The 22230-nt window shown below is 68.8% G+C and carries 16 protein-coding genes; 4 read left to right on the forward strand and 12 right to left on the reverse strand.

The window, feature by feature from the left end; genetic code table 11:
• Positions 1–7: 7 nt before the first annotated feature.
• A complete protein-coding gene (gene uvrA / locus ACVN9Z_RS12100) occupies positions 8–5767 on the reverse strand; it encodes an excinuclease ABC subunit UvrA (protein WP_020925020.1) in 5760 nt (1919 codons plus the stop codon).
• Positions 5768–6005: 238 nt separating this feature from the next.
• Between uvrA and ACVN9Z_RS12105 the strand changes: the two genes are divergently transcribed.
• Genes ACVN9Z_RS12105 through ACVN9Z_RS12115 form a run of 3 tightly spaced genes read left to right on the forward strand, consistent with a single transcriptional unit; the run spans position 6006 to position 8382 of the window.
• The gene (locus tag ACVN9Z_RS12105) at positions 6006–6797 is read left to right on the forward strand and encodes an IclR family transcriptional regulator (protein ID WP_053498301.1); all 792 of its coding nucleotides are present in this window, start codon (positions 6006–6008) and stop codon (positions 6795–6797) included.
• 24 nt (positions 6798–6821) lie between these two features.
• Positions 6822–7466: a bifunctional 4-hydroxy-2-oxoglutarate aldolase/2-dehydro-3-deoxy-phosphogluconate aldolase gene (locus tag ACVN9Z_RS12110; protein ID WP_006388942.1), complete on the forward strand. Its 645-nt coding sequence runs from the start codon at positions 6822–6824 to the stop codon at positions 7464–7466.
• The gene (locus tag ACVN9Z_RS12115; protein ID WP_458213414.1) at positions 7459–8382 is read left to right on the forward strand and encodes a sugar kinase; all 924 of its coding nucleotides are present in this window, start codon (positions 7459–7461) and stop codon (positions 8380–8382) included. Before ACVN9Z_RS12110 ends, ACVN9Z_RS12115 begins: the two co-directional genes overlap by 8 nt.
• Positions 8383–8599: 217 nt before the next feature.
• Here the strand turns inward: ACVN9Z_RS12115 and ACVN9Z_RS12120 are convergent, their stop codons facing one another.
• Both ACVN9Z_RS12120 and ACVN9Z_RS12125 read right to left on the reverse strand, forming a co-directional pair.
• Positions 8600–8728 carry a hypothetical protein gene (locus ACVN9Z_RS12120; protein WP_006226408.1) on the reverse strand — a complete coding sequence of 43 codons (129 nt, stop codon included), beginning with the start codon at positions 8726–8728 and terminating at the stop codon, positions 8600–8602.
• Between the two features lie 653 nt (positions 8729–9381).
• Positions 9382–10341: a LysR family transcriptional regulator gene (locus tag ACVN9Z_RS12125; RefSeq protein ID WP_024067838.1), complete on the reverse strand. Its 960-nt coding sequence runs from the start codon at positions 10339–10341 to the stop codon at positions 9382–9384.
• Between the two features lie 228 nt (positions 10342–10569).
• Between ACVN9Z_RS12125 and ACVN9Z_RS12130 the strand changes: the two genes are divergently transcribed.
• Positions 10570–11505: a glycosyltransferase family 2 protein gene (locus ACVN9Z_RS12130; protein WP_006388945.1), complete on the forward strand. Its 936-nt coding sequence runs from the start codon at positions 10570–10572 to the stop codon at positions 11503–11505.
• A gap of 54 nt (positions 11506–11559) precedes the next feature.
• Here ACVN9Z_RS12130 and ACVN9Z_RS12135 read toward each other — a convergent pair whose 3' ends face one another.
• The 9 genes from ACVN9Z_RS12135 to ACVN9Z_RS12175 all read right to left on the reverse strand — a co-directional run bounded on the left by ACVN9Z_RS12135 (position 11560) and on the right by ACVN9Z_RS12175 (position 22221).
• On the reverse strand, positions 11560–12303 hold the full coding sequence (locus ACVN9Z_RS12135; RefSeq protein WP_458213415.1) for an ABC transporter ATP-binding protein: 744 nt from the start codon (positions 12301–12303) through the stop codon (positions 11560–11562).
• Positions 12303–14096 carry a branched-chain amino acid ABC transporter ATP-binding protein/permease gene (locus tag ACVN9Z_RS12140; protein ID WP_458213416.1) on the reverse strand — a complete coding sequence of 598 codons (1794 nt, stop codon included), beginning with the start codon at positions 14094–14096 and terminating at the stop codon, positions 12303–12305. The genes ACVN9Z_RS12135 and ACVN9Z_RS12140 overlap by 1 nt, the downstream gene beginning before the upstream one ends.
• Entirely contained in the window at positions 14093–15133 is a 1041-nt protein-coding gene (locus ACVN9Z_RS12145; RefSeq protein ID WP_054439471.1) for a branched-chain amino acid ABC transporter permease, read from the reverse strand. The genes ACVN9Z_RS12140 and ACVN9Z_RS12145 overlap by 4 nt, the downstream gene beginning before the upstream one ends.
• Before the next feature lie 151 nt (positions 15134–15284).
• Positions 15285–16433 carry an ABC transporter substrate-binding protein gene (locus ACVN9Z_RS12150; protein WP_024067841.1) on the reverse strand — a complete coding sequence of 383 codons (1149 nt, stop codon included), beginning with the start codon at positions 16431–16433 and terminating at the stop codon, positions 15285–15287.
• 163 nt (positions 16434–16596) lie between these two features.
• Positions 16597–17325 (reverse strand): SDR family NAD(P)-dependent oxidoreductase, encoded by a 729-nt coding sequence (locus ACVN9Z_RS12155; protein WP_006388951.1) that lies wholly within the window; start codon positions 17323–17325, stop codon positions 16597–16599.
• 37 nt (positions 17326–17362) lie between these two features.
• Positions 17363–18148, reverse strand: a complete 786-nt coding sequence (locus ACVN9Z_RS12160; RefSeq protein WP_006388952.1) for a cyclase family protein — start codon at positions 18146–18148, stop codon at positions 17363–17365.
• Positions 18149–18179: 31 nt separating this feature from the next.
• On the reverse strand, positions 18180–19421 hold the full coding sequence (locus ACVN9Z_RS12165; RefSeq protein ID WP_070542814.1) for an SDR family NAD(P)-dependent oxidoreductase: 1242 nt from the start codon (positions 19419–19421) through the stop codon (positions 18180–18182).
• Complete coding sequence (locus ACVN9Z_RS12170; RefSeq protein WP_070542811.1) at positions 19418–20593, reverse strand: thiolase family protein; 1176 nt, start codon at positions 20591–20593, stop codon at positions 19418–19420. Before ACVN9Z_RS12170 ends, ACVN9Z_RS12165 begins: the two co-directional genes overlap by 4 nt.
• Complete coding sequence (locus ACVN9Z_RS12175; protein ID WP_458213417.1) at positions 20590–22221, reverse strand: AMP-binding protein; 1632 nt, start codon at positions 22219–22221, stop codon at positions 20590–20592. Before ACVN9Z_RS12175 ends, ACVN9Z_RS12170 begins: the two co-directional genes overlap by 4 nt.
• Positions 22222–22230 lie beyond the last annotated feature (9 nt).

The following is a 22230-nucleotide window of genomic DNA, read 5'->3' on the forward strand; positions in this document are numbered from 1 at the left end:
ACGCTCTTTACTGTTGTGCCAGGAACTCCGTCAGCACCCGGCCCGTGTGGGAGTGGTCGCGCAAGGTCATGACGTGTTCCGGCGACCCCTGCGCCACCAGCTTGCCGCCGCCGGTGCCGCCCTCGGGGCCCAGGTCCAGCAGCCAGTCGGCCTCGGCGATGACGTCGAGATTATGCTCGATCACCACCACCGTGTTGCCGGCCTCCACCAGGCGGTGCAGCACGTGGATCAGCTTTTCCACGTCGGCCATCGACAGGCCCACGGTCGGCTCGTCCAGCACGTACAGCGTGTGCGGGATGCGCGAGGCGCGGCCGGTCTTGATCAGGCCGTCGGTCAGGCGCGCCTTGGACAGCTCGGTCACGAGCTTGATGCGCTGCGCCTCGCCGCCGGATAGCGTCGGCGACGGCTGGCCCAGCGTCAGGTAGCCCAGGCCGACGTCCTGCATCAGTTGCAGCGGGCGATGGATCTTGGGATGGGCGGCGAAGTATTCGATGGCGTCATCGACTTCCATGGCCAGCAGCTCGCCGGCGTTCTTGCCGCGCATCTGCACGCTCAGCGTGTCGCTGTTGAAACGCGCGCCGTTGCAGGCGTCGCACGGCACCTTCACGTCGGGCAGGAAGTTCATTTCGATGGTGCGCATGCCCTGGCCTTCGCAGATCGGGCAGCGGCCGTCGCCGGTGTTGAACGAGAAGCGCGCCGAGGTCCAGCCGCGCATGCGCGCTTCGCGGGTATCGGCGAACTGCTTGCGCACGTCGTCCCAGAAGCCGACGTAGGTCGCCGGGCACGAACGCGGCGTCTTGCCGATCGGGGTCTGGTCCACTTCCAGCACGCGGTCGATCGCTTCCCAGCCCTTGATGCTTTCGCAGCCGGCCCAGCCGGGCGCCTTGCCCTGCGAGACGGCCTGCATCAGGTTGTCCAGCAGCACTTCGCGCGCCAGCGTCGATTTGCCGGAACCGGACACGCCCGTGACCACGCTCAGGCGGCCGACCGGGATCTTGGCGTCGACGCTGCGCAGGTTGTGCAGGCGCGCGCCCTTGATCTCGATCATGGGCGTGTCGGCCTCGACCGGACGGCGGCCTTGCAGCGGGTGCTGCAGCGGCTTGGCCAGGTAGCGGCCGGTGACGGATTCGGGCGCGTCGATCAGGTCCTGCGCGCTGCCCTGCGCCACCACGCGGCCGCCGCGGATGCCGGCGCCGGGGCCGATGTCGATGATGTGCGAGGCGCGGCGGATGGTGTCGTCGTCATGCTCGACCACCACCAGCGTGTTGCCGTTGCCTTCCAGGCGCGCCAGCGCGTCCAGCAGGATGCGGTTGTCGCGCGGGTGCAGGCCGATGGTGGGCTCGTCCAGCACGTAGCAGACGCCTTGCAGGTTCGAGCCCAGCTGCGCCGCCAGCCGGATGCGCTGCGCCTCGCCGCCCGACAGGGTGGGGGCGGCGCGGTCCAGCGCCAGGTAGTTCAGGCCGACTTCCTGCATGAAGTTCAGGCGGCCGCGGATCTCGGTGAGGATGTCGCGGGCGATCTCGCCTTCGCGGCCGCGCGCCACCAGTCCGGTGAAGAAAGTATGCGCGTCCGACACCGGCAGCGAGGCCAGCTCGGCGATCGACTTGTCGCGCCAGCGCACGGCGCGCGCGACGCGGTTCAGGCGCTGGCCGTCGCACTGTGTGCAGACCTTGGCCTCGCCCTCGTACCAGGCGTTCCAGGCGGTTTCCTCGCCGGTCTGTTCTTCGTCGAAGCCCTGCAGTTGCAGGCCGGTGCCGAAGCAGCCGGTGCACCAGCCATGCTTGGAGTTGTACGAGAACAGGCGCGGATCGGGCTCGGGGAAGCTGGTGCCGCACGAGGGGCAGGCGCGCTTGACCGAGAAGTGCTGCTGCTGCAGTTCGCTGTTCAGCGCCTCGTGCAGCTTGTCCACCGGCCACACCACCGACATCACGCCCTGGCCGTTTTCCAGCGCGCTCTTGACCGCGGCGCGCAGGTCGGCCTCGTTGGCCGGGTCGACCACCACGTCGGCCACGGGCAGTTCGATGGTGTGTTCCTTGTAGCGGTCCAGGCGCGGCCACGGCGCCACCGGGATGAATTCGCCGTCGACCCGCAGGTGCGTGTGGCCCTTGGAGCCGGCCCACTTGGCCAGGTCGGTGTAGTAGCCCTTGCGCGCGGTGACCAGCGGCGCCAGCAGGCCGATGTGCTCGCCCTTGCGCTCGCGCAGCAGGCGCGCCACGATCTGGTCGGTGTTCTGCGGTTCGACCGCGACGTTGCAGTCCGGGCAGTACTGCGTGCCCAGCTTCACGTACAGCAGCCGCAGGAAGTGGTGGATCTCGGTCATCGTGGCCACGGTCGACTTGCGGCCGCCGCGGCTGGTGCGCTGCTCGATGGCCACGGTGGGCGGGATGCCGAAAATGGCGTCCACATCCGGCTTGCCGGCAGGCTGCACGATGGCGCGGGCGTAGGCGTTGAGCGATTCGAGATAGCGGCGCTGGCCTTCGTTGAACAGGATGTCGAAGGCCAGGGTCGACTTGCCCGAGCCGGACACGCCGGTGATCACCGTGAACTTGTCGCGCGGGATCTCGACGCTGACGTTCTTCAGGTTGTGTTCGCGCGCGTTGCGGATCTCGATCGCCATGTTGTCCTGGCGGCGCTTGCGCATGACGGATTGCAGCGGCGTGCCTTCGCCGGCGCCATAGGCGGCAGTGGGCTCGGCGATGCGGGCCGTCAGGCCGGCCTGCTCGGCTTCCTGCGCGTCGATGTCGCTGCTGACCACCACGTCGGCCGGCAGGATGCTGACTTCGTAGTCGCGCAGCGCCGCGCCGGTGTGCGAGGCGGGGTTGGCCATCAGGTCCTGCGGCGTGCCGACGCCGATCACCAGGCCGCCGGCGTCGCCGCCTTCGGGGCCCAGGTCGATCAGCCAGTCGGCCGCGCGGATCACGTCCAGGTTGTGCTCGATGACCAGCAACGTGTGGCCCGCGGCCAGCAGCTTGCGGAAGGCGCGCATCAGGCGCGCGACGTCATCGAAGTGCAGGCCGGTGGTGGGTTCATCGAACAGGAACAGGCTGCCTTTCTTGGCGACCTTGGCGGTGGAGATGCCGCTGCGCGCCGCCTCGGCCAGGTGACCGGCCAGCTTCAGGCGCTGCGCCTCGCCGCCCGACAGGGTCGGCACCGGCTGGCCCAGCCGCACGTATTCCAGGCCGACGTCGGCCAGCGGCGCCAGGCCCGTCTGCACGTCGCGCAGGCCCTTGAAGAACTCCAGCGCCTCGCTCACGGTCATTTCCAGCACCTCGTCGATCGAGGCGCTCTTGCCCAGGTGCTCGACGCGCACTTCCAGCACTTCGGGACGGAAGCGCTTGCCGTCGCAATCGGGGCAGCGCAGGTAGACGTCGGACAGGAACTGCATCTCGACGTGTTCGAAGCCGGTGCCGCCGCAGGTGGGGCAGCGGCCGTCGCCGCCGTTGAAGCTGAAGGTGCCGGCGGTGTAGGCGCGTTCACGCGCCAGCGGCGCCTGCGCGAACAGCTTGCGGATCGCGTCGAACGCGCCCACGTAACTGGCCGGGTTGGAACGCGCGGTCTTGCCGATCGGGGTCTGGTCGACCATGACGACGTCGGCGATCTGCTCGGCGCCCAGCAGGCGCTCGAAGGCGCCCGGCGCCTCTGACGGCTTGCCCTTCTGCTTGAGCAGGGCGGGGAACAGCACGTCCTGCACCAGCGTCGACTTGCCCGAGCCGGACACGCCGGTGACGCACACCAGTCGGCCCAGCGGCAGCTCGACCGAGACATTCTTGAGGTTGTGCGCGCTGACGCCTTCGAGCAGCAGGCGCGGCGTGTTGGCCGCCACCGGCATGGGGCGCGGCGCTTCGACGCGCTGGCGTCCGCCGAGATAGTCGCCGGTCAGCGTGCGGGCCGCGCGCAACTGCGCCGGCGTGCCGTCGAACACGATCTGGCCGCCGCGTTCGCCGGGGCCGGGGCCGATGTCGATGATGCGGTCGGCGGCCACCATGACCTGCGGGTCGTGCTCCACCACCACCAGCGTATTGCCGGCGTTGCGCAGCCGGTGCATGACCTCGACCACGCGGTGCATGTCGCGCGGGTGCAGGCCGATGGACGGCTCGTCCAGCACGAACAGCGTGTTCACCAGCGAGGTGCCGAGCGCGGTGGTCAGGTTGATGCGCTGCACCTCGCCGCCGGACAGCGTGCGGCTCTGGCGGTCCAGCGTCAGGTAGCCCAGGCCGACGTCGCACAGGAATTTCAGGCGCGCGCGCACCTCGGTCATGAGCAGGTCGGTGGCGGCGTCCAGCGCGCCTTCGAACGACAGCTTGTCGAAGAACGCGCGCACCCGTTCGATCGGCAGCAGCATCACGTCATGGATCGACAGGCCGTCCAGCTTGTCGAGCTGCTCGCGGCTCCAGTTGGCGCCGACCGGCATGAAGCGCTTGTAGCGGCCGTCTTCCGGCGGCAGCACGCTGTCGGCCTCGGCCTTGGTGCCCAGGCGCCACAGCAGCGCATCGGGCTTGAGGCGCGCGCCGTTGCAGGTGGGGCAGGGGGTGTAGCTGCGGTACTTGGACAGCAGCACGCGCACGTGCATCTTGTACGACTTGGTCTCGAGCCAGTCGAAGAAACGCTGCACGCCGTACCACTGGTGCTTCCAGGCGTCGTTGCCGCCCTTCCAGTCGGGCGTGCCGTACAGCACCCAGCGCTTGTGCTCCTCGCTCATGCTCTTCCACGGCACGCCCAGTGGGATGCCGGCGCGCGGCGCGTATTTCTGCAGGTCGTCCTGGCATTCCTTGTACGAGGGCGTGGTCCAGGGCTTGATGGCGCCTTCCAGCAGGGTCTTGTTCTCGTCGGGGATGACCAGGCCGAAGTCGATGCCGATCACGCGACCGAAGCCGCGGCAGGCCTCGCAGGCGCCCAGCGGCGAGTTGAACGAGAAGCTGCTGGGCAGCGGGTCGGTGTATTCGATGTTGCAGTCGGCGCAGTGCAGGCGGTCGCTGTACTTCCAGATGTGCGCGTCGGCGCCCTCGGCGTCCATGACGTACACGGCCAGGTGGCCGGCGCCCATGCGCAGTGCCGTATCCAGCGCTTCCATCACGCGTTCGCGTTCGGTGCCGGCGAAGCGGAAGCGATCCTGGATGACGTGCAGGATGCGGCGTTCCTCGGTGGCGGCCTTGGCCTTGCCCTTTTCCTTCTTGGCGCCCTTGGCCGGCGCGGTGGCGTTCGGCACGGCGGTTTCCTCGGCGTGCACGCGGGTATAGCCCTGCTGTTCGAGGAAGCCGCGCACTTCGTCTTCGGTGAAGTTGGCCGGCACGGCGATGGGGAAGGTCACCACCAGCCGCGGATCGCCGGCCGCGGCCGAGCGTTCGGCCAGCGAGCGGTGGATCGATTCCGGCGTGTCGCGCTGCACCACCTTGCCACAGCCGCGGCAGTGCAGGCGCGCGCCGCGCGCGAACAGCAGCTTGATGTGGTCATTGAGCTCGGTCATCGTGCCGACCGTGCTGCGCGAACTGCGCACCGGGTTGGTCTGGTCGATGGCGATGGCAGGCAGGATGCCTTCGATGCGATCCACCTGCGGCTTGTCCATGCGGTCCAGGAACTGGCGCGCATAGGGCGAGAAGGTTTCCACGTAGCGGCGCTGGCCCTCGGCGTAGAGCGTGTCGAAGGCCAGCGAACTTTTGCCGGACCCCGACACGCCGGTCACGACCACCAGTTCGCCGGTGGCGATGGTCAGGTCCAGGTTCTTGAGATTGTTCTGGCGGGCGCCAACGATGCGGATTTGGGAGCTCATGGACGGTATCGTAGCCTGAGGGAGGAGGCGGCCCCGGACGGCGGCCTGTGGCTGGTTCCGGGCGCGGCGATGTGGAATAATTGCCTATATCGTGAGGCATGTGTCCATAATGTGGTCAATCATGCGCTCCGCTGCTGTACAAATAAACAGTATCGCAGATTCATCTGAAATTGGCGCGATTTGCTTCGAGCGGCCCGCATTCTGCACGGGCATTGTTAACGCTGGGCATCTTCCCGAGATGGGGGTGATGGTGTCGGAATCCAAGGTGGCGGGCGCCGCGGCGTTCGCCAAATTCATGACGGTGCTGCAGGCGGTGGCGGACGCGCCCAGTCCGCCTACGGCGGCGGCGCTGGCGCGCGGCTGCGGTTACCCGCGGCCCACGGTCTACCGCATCGTGGCGGCGCTGGCCGAGCAGGGCATGGTGGCCGAGACCGACGGCGTTTACCGCCTCGGACCCCGCCTGCTGTCGCTGGCCAGCCGCGCCTGGTCGCAGTTCGACCTGCGCGCCACGCTGGCGGCCGACCTGCGGGCGCTGCGCGACGCCACCGGCGAAACCGTGCACCTGGCGGTGCCGGCCGGCACGGAAATGGTCTATATCGACAAGCTTGAAAGCCCCGGCCCGGTGCGCATGGCCTCGCGCGTGGGCGCGGCGGTGGCGCTGCATTCGAGCGCGGTGGGCAAGGCCTATCTGGCGGCGCTGGGCGATGCCGCGCGCGAACCCCTGCTGCGCGATCTGCCCTTGGAATCGCGCATGCCCGGCACGCTGGCGAGCCTGCCCGCGTTGCGCGCGGCCCTGGCCGAAACGGCGGCGCGCGGCTACGCCATGGACAACGAGGAAAACGAGCCCGGCATCGTCTGCTACGGCGTGGCGCTGCGCGATGCCGCGGGCCACCCGGTGGCCTGCGTCAGCATCAGCACCTTGCTGTTCCGGCGCCGCGACGATCCGCAGTCCGCCTATATCGAACCCCTGCTGCGGCTGCGTGATGCGGCCACGGCCAAACTTGCCGTGCTGCCATCCGGCGGCGCCTGAACGATCCGCCCCGAAAGGAATGCCATGACCGCTGCTCCTCTTGCCTCGAAACTCGACGCCTTGCTCGCCGCGCGGGTGGTGCCTGTGCTGCGCTACCAGGACGCCGCCACCGCGGCCTATGCCGCCGAGGTGGCCGTGGCCGCCGGCTGCACCACCCTCGAACTGACCTGGACCATTCCCGGCGTGACCGATCTGGTGCGCGCGCTGCGCGACAAGCATGGCCCCGCGCTGCTGCTGGGGGTGGGCACGGTGCTGGATGAAACCCAGGCGCGCGAGGCGCTGGTGGCCGGCGCCGATTTCCTGGTGTCGCCGGCCCTGGCCTGCGAGATCGTCGACCTGGCGCACGCCGCCGACGCCCTGTGCCTGTTGGGCGCCTTCACGCCCACCGAAGTGCTGGCCGCGCGCCGCGCCGGCGTCGACGTGGTCAAGGTGTTCCCCGCCGACACGGGCGGCCCCAAGCACCTGGCGGCGTTGAAGTCGGTCTACCCGGACACGGTGTTCTGCCCCACCGGCGGCGTCACCGCCGAGAACATGGCTTCCTATTTCGCCGCTGGCGCCGGCCTGGTCGGCATCGGCAGCAACCTTTACGACAAGGCCGCCTTCGCCGCGCGCGACACCGCCGCGCTGGTGGCCCAGATCACCCGCACCCGCGAGGCCGCCCATGGCTGATTTCGACATCGTCGCGCTGGGCGAGCCGCTGGTCGAACTGAACCAGACCAGCCAGGACCAGCGCCAATACCTGCAAGGCTTCGGCGGCGACACCTCCAACGCCGTCATCGCCGCGGCCCGCCAGGGCGCGCGCTGCGTCTACCTGACCCGCGTGGGCGACGACGCCTTCGGCGCGCAGTTCCTGGCGCTGTGGCGCGACGAGGGCGTGGACACCTCGGGCGTCGAGGTCGACGCCAATGCGCACACCGGCCTGTACTTCGTGCAGCACGGCCCCGACGGCCACGCCTTCAGCTACCTGCGACGTGGCTCGGCCGCCAGCCTCATGACCCCCGCCAGCCTCGACGGCGGCCTGATCGAACGCGCCCGCTTCCTGCACGTCTCCGGCATCAGCCTGGCGATCAGCACCAGCGCCTGCGACACGGTCTTCGCCGCCATCGCCCGCGCCCGCGCCGCCGGCGTGCAGGTCAGCCTGGATTCGAACCTGCGGCTGCGCCTGTGGCCGCTGGACCGGGCCCGCGCCGTACTGCGCGAGGCGCTGCGCCACGCCGACCTGTTCCTGCCAAGCATGGACGACATGCAGCACCTGACCGGCAACGACGACCCCGAGCGCACCCTCGATTGGATCCGCGACGCCGGCGCGACCGGCGTGGTGGTGCTGAAACTGGGCAAGGACGGCTCCATCATCGACGACGGCAAGACCCGCACGCCGGTCGCGGCATTGCGCGTGGATGCGGTGGACGCCACCGGCGCCGGCGACTGCTTCGCCGGCAGCCTGCTGGCGCGCCGCTGCCAGGGCGACGGCTGGGCCGACGCGGTGCGCTACGCCAACGTGGCGGCGGCGCTGTCGACGCTGGGCTACGGCGCGGTCGACCCGTTGCCCCGCGCCGAGCAGGTGCTGGCGAAGCTGCGGGGTTGACGCCCGCGGCCGGCATCAACAGCCAGCGCTGCGGACGGCTCGTCGACAATGGCCTGCCGGCAACGCGCGGGTCGCCCTCTCGCCAGTTTCCCCAAGGCCGTTTGCCTATCGCAGGCTTGCCCGGCCGCCCAAACAAAAATCCCCGCCGGTTCGCACCAGCGGGGATTTTTTTTCGATCAGGCGGCACGCCAGGAACCTGGCGCGGCCCGCGTGTCATTTAGACGCGCTTGATCTTTTCCAGCATCTTGAACACACCCTTGGGCGACTTGACGAACAAGCGCTTGAAGGCCTTGCCCAGGCAACGGCGTTCCAGGGTGTTGCGACGCACGCGTTTGCGTTCAGCCATGTTGATTCTCCTGTTGAATTTGCGGAAATCGAATTAGCGGGGCGAAGCCGCCTTCAAGCTTGGCTTGCGGGTGTCTTCGACCCGGCCGCACAACCGGAAACTGGGCTGGCGGGGAAATTGGGTAACTCGGCATTCTAGCCTGAAAGTGGCGAGGGTGCCAATTTGGGGGGCTTGCCTGGAGAGCCGGGAACGCCAAAAAATAGGGACGTATTTGGCTTGGTAAGCCCTCTTTCGGTCCGCTCCGTGTGCAGGACATGCATCAACAGGCCAGCTGATTGGCCCCTTCGCACACGCGAGAGCGCCATCATCCCGACGCAAGACACCGCGTAAGCCTCAAAAGGCCGCCCGCGCGGCCGGTTTGAGGCGGGCCCCGCAAGATCCTCCGCTCCACTCCTGACGGTCACCAGCACGCCAAGCAAGCCGGCCGCCCCAAAGCCCGACGCTAAGTCTCATCGTGAGCGCGTGGCGGGATCGGCGGGGATGGCGGGGCGTGTAGATGCGCCCGACGGAATCTGAAGGGAAGGCCGAAGGCCTGGACGAAGATGAGGAAGGGGTAGTCCGGAGCGAAGGCTCCGGACCGCAATCGTAGCCCCGCCATCCCCGCCGATCCCGCCACGCGCGGCTCAAGAACCCGCATCGCCCAAAAACAAAGACTACTCAGCCGGCCCCAACTTAGGCCGAATGAAATCCATGAACGCCCGCGTCTTGGCCGGCTGAATACTCGACGGATAAACCACGTAGATAGAAATCGGATCCACCGACCACCCAGGCAACACCCGCCGCAGCGAATTGCGCTTGATGATCGGATCCAGCGCCTGGCAGTGCGGCATGCGCGTGATCGCCAGGTCCAGCCCCGCGAAAGTCCCCGCGATGCTCATGTTGTTCGCGGCCAGATGGCCGCTCACCGGCACCTGCTCGGTCACCTTGCCGTTGTGCAGCGTCCAATAGGAATGGGCGTCGTCGATGGTGGTGCGCAGGCACTGGTGCTGCATCAGGTCGCTCGGCGTTTTGGGCTCGCCAAAGCGCTCCAGATAGCGGTCCGATGCATACAGGTAATTGTCCAGCGACACCAGCTCCTGCACCACCGCGCCATCGCTGCGCGGCACCGGCGCGGCGCCATTGCCGTTGTCCGCGGCGGCCGAAGGATAGTCGCCGTCGCGCCCGAAGCGCAGCACGATGTCGAACGGCGTACCCTGCGCGTCCGATGCCGTCATCATGCTCAGGTCGAACTCGCACTCCACCTCCGGATAGCGGTCGGTGAAATCCTTGATCGTCTCCGGCAGCAGCCAGATCGCCAGGCTATAGGGCATCGACACCCGCAGATTGCCGGACGGGCCGCCCGACAACGCCTGCAATTGCTCGTGCGCCAGGCGCGCCTCGTCGATCAGGCCCTGGCAGCGGCTCATGTAGGCCGCGCCCGCCTCGGTCAGGTCCAGCCGGCGGGTATTGCGGTTGATCAGGCGCAGCCCGATCGCCCGTTCCAGCTCGTTGATACGGCGTGACAACGTCGATGTGGGCATGTTCAGGGCCCGGGCGGCCAGGCTGAAGCTCTTGCGCTTGGCAACCTCTACGAACAAGGCGATGTCATTGAGCTGGACGGTCGAAGCTTCCATAGGCGTTCCGGTGTGGGCCGCCCGAGTTTACGCCACTCCGGGCAGGTGCCCAACGGCCGGAGCGGAAGCTAGGAAGCGTCTGGAAATCCGCACATTGTCAGATTTGATTGCAAATTTGCATGCCATGGCATCAGTTGGCACAGGCATATCCCCTAAACTTCAGGCGAAAACAACACACAGACCAAGACCGCAGCGGTTTGCCGGAAATCGCAAAGGGGCACAGTTCGCATGACCGCTACGCCGACGTTTTTCACCGTCCTCACCCCCACTTACAACCGGGCGGGCACGCTGCATCGGGTGTATGAATCGCTTTCCCGCCAGACCTACCGGGATTTCGAGTGGGTGATCGTGGACGACGGTTCCACCGACAACACCCACGAAGCCGTGCTCGACTGGCAGCAGCGCGCCGCCTTCCCCATCCGTTACGTCTGGCAGAACAACCAGCACAAGAAAACCGCCTTCAATCGCGGCGTGCGCGAGGCGCGCGGCGAACTGGTCGTGGCGCTGGACAGCGACGACGAAATGCCGCCCGAGGCGCTGGCCACGTTCAAGGCCGCCTGGGACGCCATTCCGCCGGCGCGGCGCGATTCGTACGTGGCCATCACCGGCCTGTGCGCGCGGCCGGACGGCAGCATCGTCGGCGACCGCTATCCGCAGGACGTGTTCGACAGCACCGCGGTCGACGTGTATTTCCGCTATCGCATCAAGGGCGAGAAGTTCGGCTGTATGCGCACCGACATCCTGCGCAAGTTTCCGTTCCCCGAAGACGTGGCCGGGTTCGTGCCCGAGAGCCTGGTGTGGTGGGCGATCGCGCGGGCTGGCTATCTCAGCCGCTTCATCAACCAGGTCGTGCGCACTTACCACGACACCCCGGGCGGGCTCAGCCAGGGGGCGGTCTCGGTGCACAACAACGCCCAGGGCCTGTACCTGCTGGCCTGGGACATGTTGCAGCACCACCTGGAATTCTTCCGCTTCCGGCCACGCGAATTCATCATGGCCGCCGCGCGCTACACGCGCTTCCGGCTGCACCTGAAGCACTCGGGCGTGCCGACGGCGTTGCAGGCCTACCGCCTGACAAACCCGTGGGCGCGGTTGATGGTGGGCGTGATGTGGCCGTTGGGCTATGCGCTGTACCGCCGCGACCGGCGGCGCGGCGTTGCCTGAGCACCCGGGAAATGCCGGCGCGGGGCGGGCCCGCGCCCGTCCGCTTGGCCGCGGCTACGCCGACGCCGCCGTGGCGTGCCCCAACCCCAGGTACACCTCGACCACGCGCGGGTCCTCCGCCACCTGCGCGGCCGGGCCTTCCAGGGTGACCGCGCCGGTTTCCAGCACGTAGGCGTAATCGGCCACCTGCAGCGCGGCGCGCGCGTTCTGTTCGATCAGCAGGATCGACACGCCCATGCCGCGCAACTGCTCGACGATGCGGAACACCTCGCGCACAATGCGCGGCGCCAGGCCCAGGCTGGGCTCGTCCAGCATCAGCAGGCGCGGCTTGGCCATCAGCGTGCGGCCCACCGCCAGCATCTGGCGTTCGCCGCCGGACAGCGTGCCCGACAGTTGCGCCCGGCGTTCGCGCAGGCGCGGGAACAGGTCGTAGACTTCGGCCAGCGTCTGGTCCTGGTCGCGCAGGCCGCGGCGGAAGCGGTCGAAGGCGCCCAGCATCAGGTTGTCCTCCACCGACATCTCTGCGAACAGCTCGCGTTTTTCCGGCACCAGGTTCATGCCGGCCGCCACCATTTCCTCGATCTCGGCGTGCTCCTGGCGCTTGCCGCCGAACACGATCTCGCCGCGCGAGGGCAGCACGCCCATGATGGCCGACAGCAGCGTGGTCTTGCCGGCGCCGTTGGGGCCGATCACGGTCACGATCTTGCCTTCGTCCACCGACAGGCTGACGCCCGAGACGGCCTCGACCTTGTCGTAGGCCACGCGCAGGTCGCGCACTTCCAGCAGTTTCGCGCTCATCATTCCACTCCGCCCAGATAGGCTTCCAGCACCGCGGGGTTGTGCTGGATCTCCGCCGGCAGGCCCTCGGCGATCTTTTCGCCGAAGTCCATCACCACCACGCGATCCACCAGGCCCATCACGAAATCCATGTCGTGCTCGACCAGCAGGATCGCCATGCCCTCGGCCCGCAGCTTTTTCAGCAGCTCGGCCAGTTCGCATTTTTCCTGGTAGCGCAGGCCGGCGGCCGGTTCGTCCAGCAGCAGGATGCAGGGATCCGACGCCAGCGCCCGCGCGATCTCCAGGATGCGCTGCTGGCCCAGCGCCAGCGAGCCGGCCTCGTCGTGCAGGTGTTTGCCCAGGCCGACGCGCTTGACCTGGCGCGCGGCCTCGGCCAGCAGGCGGGCCTCCTCGGCGCGGTCCAGCCGCCAGGCGGCCGGCAGCACGCCGCGATGGCCGCGCAGGTGGGCGCCGATGGCGACGTTCTCCAGCACGCTCATGCGGCCCAGCAGCCGCACGTGCTGGAAGGTGCGCGACAGGCCCAGGCGGGCGATGCGGCGCGCGCCGGCGCCGGCCACTGGCTGGCCCAGCAGCGTGACCTGGCCGGAGGTGGGCGTGTCCACGCCCGAGATCTGGTTGAACATGGTGCTCTTGCCGGCGCCGTTGGGGCCGATCAGCGCCAGGATCTCGCCGGCGCGGATCTCCAGGTTCATGGCGTTGTTGGCGACCAGGCCGCCGAACTTGCGGGTCACGTCGACCGCCTTCAGCACCACCTCGCCGCGCGGCGGCATGGGCTTGCGCGGCAGCGGTTCGGCCTGGCTGTCGATCTGGCGCTGGCGCTTGCGCACCGGCACGCAGCGCGCCAGCACCGGCCACAGGCCGCCGCGGAAGCGGTGCAGCAGCAGTACCATGCCGAAGCCGAACACGATCACCTCGAAGTTGCCGGTCTGGCCCAGCAGCTTGGGCAGCCAGTCCTGCAGCCACTGCTTGAGCACCGTGAACACGCCCGCGCCCACCAGCGCGCCCCACACCTGGCCGGCGCCGCCGATGACGGTCATGAACAGGTATTCGATGCCCATCTGCAGGCCGAACGGGTTGGGATTGACGAAGCGCTGCATGTGCGCGTACAGCCAGCCCGAGGCACAGGCCTGCAGCGCGGCGATGATGAAGATCACCATGCGCGAGCGGGCCGTGTCCACGCCCATGGACTCGGCCATGACGCGGCCGCCCTTGAGGGCGCGGATGGCGCGGCCCTCGCGCGAATCGAGCAGGTTGCTGGTCGACCACATGGCCACCAGCAGGAAGGCCCAGATCAGGTAGTAGATCTCATCGCCCTGCGTCAGCGACCAGCCGAACAGGTTGATGGCGGGCACGTCCGGGATGCCGGTGTGGCCGCCCAGGCCCTCGACCGAGCCGAAGGCGAAGTACAGCGACAGGCCCCAGGCGATGGTGCCCAGCGGCAGGAAGTGGCCGGACAGCTTGAGCGTGATGGCGCCCAGCAGGTAGGCCACCACCAGGGTCAGCAGCAGGCCTGCCAGCAGCGTCAGCCAGGGCGAGGCGCCCAACCACGCCAGCCAGGCGGGCAGGGCGTCGGCGCGGGTGGTGAGCAGCGCGGTGGTGTAGGCGCCGACGCCGACGAAGGCCGCCTGGCCGAAGCTGGTCAGGCCGCCCACGCCGGTCAGCAGCACCAGCCCCAGCGCCACCATGGCATACAGGCCGATGTAGTTCAGCAGCGTGACGTAGAACGGCGGCAACGCCAGCGGCGCGGCCGCCAGCAGCGCCAGGAACACGAGGACGAGGTGGCGCGGGGTCATTCTTCTTCTTCCTCGACGTGGTGGCTTTTCAGGGAACGCCAGAGCAGCACGGGGATGATCAGCGTGAAGACGATGATCTCCTTGTAGGCGCTGGCCCAGAACGAGGAGAAGGCCTCGATCAGGCCGACCAGCACGGCGCCGGCGGCGGCCAGCGGGTAGCTCACCAGGCCGCCGATGATGGCGCCGACGAAGCCCTTCAGGCTGACCATGAAGCCGGAATCGAAATACATGGTGGTGATGGGCGCGATCAGGATGCCCGAGACGGTGCCGATCAGCGCCGCCAGGAAAAACGTGGCCTTGCCGGCGAACACCGGCGAAATGCCCATCAGGCGCGCGCCGAGCCGGTTGAAGGCGGCCGCGCGCAAGGCCTTGCCGTACATCGAGCGCTCGAAGAACTGGTACAGCACCACGATCAGCAGCGCCGACACCGCCACCACCCACAGCGCCTGGCTGTTGACGTTGACCGGGCCCAGCGCCAGGCTGGCGTCGCTGAACGGCGCGGTGCGCGCGCCCTCGGCGCCAAAGGCCAGCAGGCCCAGGCCGACCAGCGCCAGGTGTACGGCGATCGACACGATCAGCAGCACCAGCGTCGAGGCCGAGGCGATCGGCTGGTAGAACAGGCGGTACAGCTGCGGGCCCATCGGCACCACCAGCAGCAGCGTCAGCAGCGCCTGCACGGCCATCGGCAGCTGCGCCAGCGGCAGGCGGTAGAACAGCGCGGCCAGCAGCAGCGGATACACCACCTTGGCGCCGATGCGCCACAGCGGCGCGCGGCGTCCCGGCCGTTTGGCGCGCGCCATCAGGTCGGCCACGGCCTCGGCCAGGGCGAACGCCAGCAGCAGCCACACCAGCAGCACCGGCTTGCCGGCCTGCAGCGCGGCCATGGTGAGCGCGCCGAAGGCGACGAACTCGCCCTGGGGGATGAACAGCACGCGGGTAACGGTAAAGACCAGCAGGATGGACAAGGCCAGCAGCGCGTAGATGGCGCCGTTGGTGATGCCATCCTGCCCGAGTATCAGGGCGATCTGAGCATTCATCGGTACTTCCGGATAGAACGGAAAAACATTGGAGCGACTTCATCTCCGCTTGAACGTTGCCCATCGGGATGCCGCGGAGCCGGCTCTGCCGGTCCGCAGGCATGCCCCCTGGGGGGAGGCGCGCAGCGCTTCGGGGGGGGCCTGCTCCGGCTTACTTCACCAGCGTCCAGTTGCCGTCTTTGACGGTGATGAGTTCGCGGCCGCGGTCGTCGAAGCCGCTGTGGTCGGCGGCGCTCATGTTGTAGACGCCCTGGGTGCCGACCAGCTCGCGGGTCTGTTCCAGCGCGTCGCGCAGCGCGCTGCGGAACTCCTTGGTGCCCGGCTTGCCGGCCTTCTCGGCCAGCGGAATGGCCTTTTCCAGCAGCAGGCCGGCGTCGTAGACGTTGGCGCCGAAGGTGGCGGGCTTGGAACCGTTGAGTTTTTCGTAGGCGGCGATGTAGTCGCTGGCGACCTTCTTGGACGGGTTGCTGTCGGGCATTTCCGGCAGCACCAGCATCAGGCTGGCGGCCAGCACGGTGCCTTCGACCTTCTTGCCGCCGAGCTTGAGGAAGTCGGGCAGCGCGGCGCCGTGGGTCTGGTAGAACTTGCCCTTGTAGCCCTGGTCGAACAGCGTCGTCTGCGGCAGCACGCTGGCGGCGCCGGGGGCGGCCACCAGCACGGCGTCGGGCTTGGCCGCCAGGATCTTCAGCGCCTGGCCGGTGACCGAGCTGTCAAAGCGCAGGTAGCGCTCGTTGGCGGTGAGTTTGATGCCCTTTTCGGCCGCCAGGCCGGAGAACACCTTGTACCAGTTCTCGCCATACGGATCGTTCAGGCCGATGAAGCCGACCGTCTTGATGCCGCTCTTGGCCATGTGGTCGACCAGCGCGCGGGCGATGATGTCGTCGTTCTGGGTGGTCTTGAACACCCACTTCTTCTGCTCGTTCATCGGCAGCACCACGGCGGCGGTGCCGACCGGCGCCAGCATCGGCACGCCGGCCTCGGCGGCGAACTGGATCACGCCCATGGCGTTGGGCGAGCCCGACGGCCCGATCAGGGCGTCCACGTTCTGTTCGGTGATGAGCTTCTTGAAGGCCGTGACCGAGTTGGTGGAATCGCTGGCGTCGTCCAGCGAGATGTATTCCACGGTCAGGTCGCCGATCTTCTTGGGCAGCAGCGGCACGGTGTTCTTTTGCGGGATGCCGACCAGCGCGGTGGGGCCGGTGGACGAGGTGACCACGCCGACCTTGACCTGGGCCAGGACGGGCAGGGAGACCAGCGTGGCCAGCACGGCGGCGGCCAGGGGGAGTTTCTTCGACAGCATGGCAAAACCTCCGGATAGGGGGCAGAGTGGGTGCGGCTGGAAAACGGAGAAAACGGATACCGCGGAAATTGCTTTTGGTTTCAACTTTCTGGCACTGCACTGTAGACGCGGTCTGCGTGCTTACCTATCCGTCAAAACCCGAAGCGGATGCGTGGGACGCCGGTCAGATGGTGATGGAACTGACGCTGGCGCCGCCGCAGACGAACAGCGTCTGGCCGGTGACAAAGCTGTTGGCCGGGTCGGCGAAGAACATCACCGCCCGCGCCACGTCGTCCGAGCGTCCCAGGCGCTTGACCGGGATGCCGTTGGCAAGCTGCTTTTCGCGTTCGCTGCCGGGTTCGATCACTTCGTAGAACATGTCGGTCTGGATCGGGCCGGGCGCCACCACGTTGACGGTGATGCCGTAGGGCGCCAGTTCCAGCGACCAGGTGCGCGCCATGCCGACCATGCCGGCCTTGGTGGCCGAGTAGGCGGTGCGGGTGGGCAGGCCCAGCGCGCCGCGCGAGGACATCATGACGATGCGGCCGAAATGGCGTTCCTGCATGCCGGGCAAGGCCGCCTGCACCAGGCTGATAGCCGCGCCCAGGTGGATCTGGGTCAGGCCGTGCAGTTCCTCCTGGGTCACCTGCGGCAGCAGGTTGGGCCAGATGACGCCGGCGTTGTGGATGACGTGGCTGACCGGAAAACGCGCCGCGATCTCGGCGCCCGCCTGGGCGGTGGCGTCGGCGTCCAGCAGGTCGACCTGCACGTTGTGCAGGCGCGGGTGGCTGAAGTCGGCGGCGCGGCGCGCCATCGAGATCACCTCGTAGCCGGCGTCGAGCATGCTGCGGCAGATCTCGGCGCCGATGCCGGCGCTGCCGCCGGTGACGATGGCGACGTTGGTTTGCGTCATGGTGGTTCCCCCTGTGTTCTGTAGTTATCGCCGCCGCTCAGGCGCGCGGCGCCAGCGCCAGCACCCGCAGCGGGCTGCCCGAGCCGCTGCGGATCTTGAGCGGCGCCGAGAAGATCACCGCGCCGGTGGGCGGCAGTTGGTCCAGGTTGGTCAGGCACTGCAGGCCGTAGCGGTTGTTGCCGTGCATGAAGTAGTGGCAGGGGTAGGGCGGATTCAGGTGATGGGCCTGGCCGGCGTCGGTGCCTACCGACTCGGTGCCGAAGCCGTGCACGTCGCGTTCCTTGATCAGCCACGGCACCACCTCGGCGTCGGGGCCGGGCGAGTGGGCGCCGTCTTCCTGCATGTTCAGGTATTCGGCCGGCTTGGCGCGCTTGGACCAGTCGGTGCGCATCAGCACCCAGGAACGGGCCGGGATGCGGCCATGCTTTTCCTCCCACTTCTTGACGAAGTCGATGGTCAGCAGGAAGTCGGGGTTGTCGCGCGCCTCGGCCGAACAGTCGATGACGCTGGCGCCGGCGATGAAAGCCTCGACCGGGATGGTGTCGACGGTGTTGTCGGGCTGGTCCTTGCCGGTGACCCAGTGCACCGGCGCGTCGAAGTGGGTGCCGGTATGCTCGGAGCAGGAGAAGTTGTTCCAGTACCAGGCCGGGCCGCGCTCGTCATAGCGCGAGATCTCCTCGATGCGGAACGGCCAGGCCTGGCCGAATTCCGGCGGCAGCACGATGGTCGGGAATTCCGGCGTCAGCGTCTCGGTCAGGTCCACCAGGCGGATGCGGCCCGACACCAGTTCGGTCATGAATTGGGCAAGTATGGGTTGGCTCATCTGTTGCTCCTTTGGTTTTCGTGTCGGGGCGTCAGGCGCCCAGTTCCCGTTCCAGTCCCTTGGGGTTCTCCGCCAGCCGCGCGCGGAATTCCTGTGCCACGTCGCCGACGTACACGTCCTCGACGCCATCCTTCAGCGCGCGCACGATGGCGCTCGCGATGGCCGCGGGCGCCACGCGCGGGGGCGGCGTGCGCTGCTCCCATTCGTGGTCGACCGGGCCGGGGAACACGTTCACCACGCGCACGCCGGCCGGCCGCATTTCGGCGCGCAGGCATTGCGCCAGTGACAGCGCGGCGGCCTTGGAGGCCGACCACATGCCGCGCGCCGGCAGGTTGAGGTGGGCGTAGATCGACAGCACGTTGACCCAGGCCGTGGCGTTGTTGACGCCGTCGGCGGCGCGGCCGCACAGTGCTGGCCCGAAACCCTGCGCCAGCCGCATCAGGCCCAGCACGTTGACGTCCAGGGCGTCGCGCGCGGTGTTGACGTCCTTGCGGCCGAGCAGGCCGCCTTCGCGTTCCAGGTCGGCGGTGTTGACCAGGATCTCGACCTTGCCGCCGATCGACGCGGCGGCGCGTTCGACCGAGTCGCTGTCGGTCACGTCCAGCGCCAGCGCCTGCACCCGCGGATCGGCCGCCAGCGCGTCGAAGGCGGCGTCGCGGCGCCAGGCCTGCGGGTCGCCCAGGAACACGGTCGGGCAGCCGGCGTCGAGCAGGGCGCGCGCCACCGCCTGGCCCACCGCCGACTTGCCGTCGGTGACCAGCGCCCGGCGGAATTTCGGATCGCACGAGGTCTCGCGCAGGGTCTTGTCGTCTTCCATATGGGGCGTATTCCTTTCGGGCAGGGCGATCATCACGGCCTGGCCGCTGCGGTCGAGCTTGAGCGCCAGCCGCACGCGGGCGCCGTCGGCGCAATCCTGGTGCACGTGCGCCACCACCGACGGGCCGACGTCCATGCGCACCGTGCCCACCCGCCACGGCAGGCGTTCACGGAAATAGAGGTCGTTGCTGTGGTGCAGCGTGGTGCTGACCAGCAGCACGCCGTTGGGATCCACCGGCCGCCACGGCAGGCGTTCCGACAGGCAATGGCCGCAGACTTCGCGCGGCGGGTACTGCACCGCGCCGCAATCGGCGCAGGTCTGCAGTTCGAAGCGGCCTTCGGCGGCCGCGGCCGTCAGGCCCAGGGCGGCGCGGCTGCGGGCGCCCGGCGGCAGGGTCGGCTGGCGCGTGCGCGCCACCGGATTCTTGCGCGGCGGCTTGGCTAGCGGCTCGGTCATGCGTCGCTCCTGGCCAGGATGGCCGCGGCGGTGCACAGCCCACGGTCGTAGTTGATCATGCCGAAGCCGCTGACCAGGCCCAGGCGCGCGTCGGCCACCTGCGTGCCGCCGGCGGTGCCGGTCAGCTGGCGCAGCGCCTCGACCATGCCGAGGTAGCCGCCGGCGGCGCCGGCCTGGCCCACCGACAGCTGGCCGCCGTTGGTGTTGAACGGGAAGCTGCCGTCGACGGTGAAGGTGTTGGCGCGCACGAATTGCGGCGCCTCGCCCTTGGCGCAGAAGCCCAGGTCCTCCATCTGCATCAGGTTGATGACGGGGTAGTCGTCGTAGGCCTGCAGGAAGTCCATGTCGGCCGGGGCCGCGTCCGCCATGCCATAGAGTTCGTCGATGTCCATGGTCCAGCCGCCGCGGGTCTGGATCGGGTCCTCGATCCAGGCGTTGTGGCGCTCGATGGTGGACAGGATGCGGGCGTAGGGCAGGTTCAGCGCCCGGGCCCGGTCTTCGCTCATCACCAGGAAGCCGTCGGCGCCAGCGCAGGGCATGACGCAGTCGAACAGGTGGATCGGGTCGGTGATGACGCGCGCGTCCAGGTATTGCTTGAGGGTCAGCGGCTTTTTCATCAGCGCGTGCGGATAGCGCAGGGCGTTGGCGCGCTGCGCCACGCAGACCTTGCCGAAGTCCTCGCGGGTGGCGCCGGTGCTGCGCATGTAGTGCGCGGTCAGCAGCGCGAAGCTGGCGTTGGGGCCGCCGGCGCCATAGGGGTAGACGGCATCCTGGGCGAAGCGCGAGAACTGGCTGACGGTGTTGCGGAACGAGTCGACCTGGTTGGTGTCGCCCGCGATGCAGGCGACGATGCCGGCGTCGCCCGCCTGCACCGCGCGCGCGGCGCGGCGCAGCGCGGCCACGCCGCTGGCGCCGCCCATGGGGATGTGGTCGAGCCAGCGCGGGCTCATGCCCAGGTGCTGCGTCAGGCCCACGGCGGTGTCCGGCGCCAGCGTGAAGCTGGACACGCACAGGCCGTCGACGTCGGTCTTGGCGATGCCGGCCTGGCGGATCAGCGCGCCCAGCGCGCGGCCCAGCCACCAATGCGCGGCATGGGTGGAGTAGCGCTCATACGGAATGCTGACGGGCAGGGCCGCCACCACGCCGTCGTAGCGGGCGCGCGGCGTACTCATCGGGCGGACTCCTGGCGCTTCTTCATGGCGGTGGTGTCGACGCAGCTGGCCGTGCCTGGCAGGGTCGGCGCCAGCGCCTTCATTTCGCCGCGCTGGATCTTGTTGGTGGTGGTGAGCGGCAGGCTGTCGACGAAGGCGACGTAGCCGGGCGCCTTGTAATAGGCCAGCTGTTGCAGGCTCCACTGGACGATGTCGCGGGCCGCGTCGGCGCGGGCGGCGGCGTCGGCGGGCGCGATTTCCGCCACCACGCAGGCCAGCACCTCGTCGCCGCGCACCGGGTCGGGCACGGCGGCCACCGCCACGGCCTTGACCAGGGGATGCTGCAGCAGCACGCTTTCGACTTCCACGGCCGAGATGTTCTCGCCGCTGCGGCGGATCACGTTCTTCTTGCGGTCGACGAAGCGCAGCGCGCCGTCGGCCTCGCGGCGCACGATGTCGCCGGTGTGGAACCAGCCGTCCTCCCAGGCCTGCGAAGTGGCCTCGGCGTCCTTCAGGTACCCGGCGAAGAAGCCGTAGCGCGGGTCATCGCCAGCATGGCGCACCAGCAGCTCGCCCGGCTCGCCGGCCGCGGCCTCGCCGCCGTGGTCGGCGACGATGCGCACCAGCACGTCGTCCTCTTCGCGGCCGAAGCAACTGCTGCCGATGTGGCGCGGCTCCTGGTTGGCGATGATGACGGCCCCGGCGCCGGTTTCGGTCATGGCCCAGGCTTCCAGCAGCGGAAAACCGAAGCGTTCCTCAAAGGGCTGGTGCAGCTTGCGGTCGACGCCCGCGCCGAAACCGAATCGGATGGCCGGCTGCCTGTCCCGGGCCGAGGGTTCGGCCTTCATCAGGATCGCCGGCATCACGCCCAGGTAGTGCAGCACGGTGGCGCCGGATTCGCGCACGCTGTCCCACCAGGTCTTGGGATGGAAGCGGTCCAGCGGAATCAGGCAGCCGCCGGTGAGCACCATGGCCATGGCGGAATAGGCCATGGCGTTCATGTGCACCAGCGGCAGCGGCGTCAGCATGCGTTCCTCGCCGGGGCGCAGCGCGGCCAGGCCGCCGATGCGGGCGTACCAGCCGCCCGCGTGCAGAAAATAGCGGTTCGGCAGGATGCAGCCCTTGGGACGGCCGGTGGTGCCGGACGTGTACAGCAGCGCGCACTCGGTCAGTTCATCCGGCTCGCCCGCCAGCGGCGCGGGGAAGGGCGCGGCGGGCGGGGCGTCGTCCGGTCCCATCACGCGCAGCGGCCGGCCGGCGCGCTCGGCGGCGGACAACAGGTCGGCGTGGCGCTCGGGTAGGGCGACGGCCAGCGCGATTTCGGAATGGCCGGTCAGGTACTCCAGTTCGGCCGCGCGCAGGTCGGGATTGATCGGCACCACCGACACGCCCAGCGCGTTGAGCGCGAACCAGTGCAGGAAGAAGGCGGGACGGTTTTCCAGCAGCAGGCCGGCGCGGTGGCCGTGGCCGTAGCCGGCGCGGGCATAGGCCGCGCGCAGCGTCTCGATGGCGCTGGCCGCCTGGGCGTAGGTCAGCTCGCCGGCGCCGATGCCATAGATGCCCGCGGTTTCCGGCAGGATGCACAGGAAGGGCCGGGCGCCATGCCGGGCCGCGGTGTCCAGAAAAGCCTGGTGGACGGTGGGGCTCACAAGCCGCTC

It is taken from the genome of Achromobacter sp. KK8, assembly GCF_054188005.1.

Coding starts and splice junctions, on each gene's coding strand:
- ACVN9Z_RS12110 (WP_006388942.1), top strand. CDS start 6,822: ATGACCGCTGCTCCTCTTGCCTCGAAACTCGACGCCTTGCTCGCCGCG.
- ACVN9Z_RS12165 (WP_070542814.1), bottom strand. CDS start 19,421: ATGACCGAGCCGCTAGCCAAGCCGCCGCGCAAGAATCCGGTGGCGCGC.
- ACVN9Z_RS12145 (WP_054439471.1), bottom strand. CDS start 15,133: ATGAATGCTCAGATCGCCCTGATACTCGGGCAGGATGGCATCACCAAC.
- ACVN9Z_RS12160 (WP_006388952.1), bottom strand. CDS start 18,148: ATGAGCCAACCCATACTTGCCCAATTCATGACCGAACTGGTGTCGGGC.
- ACVN9Z_RS12120 (WP_006226408.1), bottom strand. CDS start 8,728: ATGGCTGAACGCAAACGCGTGCGTCGCAACACCCTGGAACGCCGTTGC.
- ACVN9Z_RS12130 (WP_006388945.1), top strand. CDS start 10,570: ATGACCGCTACGCCGACGTTTTTCACCGTCCTCACCCCCACTTACAAC.
- ACVN9Z_RS12155 (WP_006388951.1), bottom strand. CDS start 17,325: ATGACGCAAACCAACGTCGCCATCGTCACCGGCGGCAGCGCCGGCATC.
- ACVN9Z_RS12135 (WP_458213415.1), bottom strand. CDS start 12,303: ATGAGCGCGAAACTGCTGGAAGTGCGCGACCTGCGCGTGGCCTACGAC.
- ACVN9Z_RS12105 (WP_053498301.1), top strand. CDS start 6,006: ATGGGGGTGATGGTGTCGGAATCCAAGGTGGCGGGCGCCGCGGCGTTC.
- ACVN9Z_RS12125 (WP_024067838.1), bottom strand. CDS start 10,341: ATGGAAGCTTCGACCGTCCAGCTCAATGACATCGCCTTGTTCGTAGAG.
- ACVN9Z_RS12170 (WP_070542811.1), bottom strand. CDS start 20,593: ATGAGTACGCCGCGCGCCCGCTACGACGGCGTGGTGGCGGCCCTGCCC.
- uvrA (WP_020925020.1), bottom strand. CDS start 5,767: ATGAGCTCCCAAATCCGCATCGTTGGCGCCCGCCAGAACAATCTCAAG.
- ACVN9Z_RS12150 (WP_024067841.1), bottom strand. CDS start 16,433: ATGCTGTCGAAGAAACTCCCCCTGGCCGCCGCCGTGCTGGCCACGCTG.
- ACVN9Z_RS12115 (WP_458213414.1), top strand. CDS start 7,459: ATGGCTGATTTCGACATCGTCGCGCTGGGCGAGCCGCTGGTCGAACTG.
- ACVN9Z_RS12140 (WP_458213416.1), bottom strand. CDS start 14,096: ATGACCCCGCGCCACCTCGTCCTCGTGTTCCTGGCGCTGCTGGCGGCC.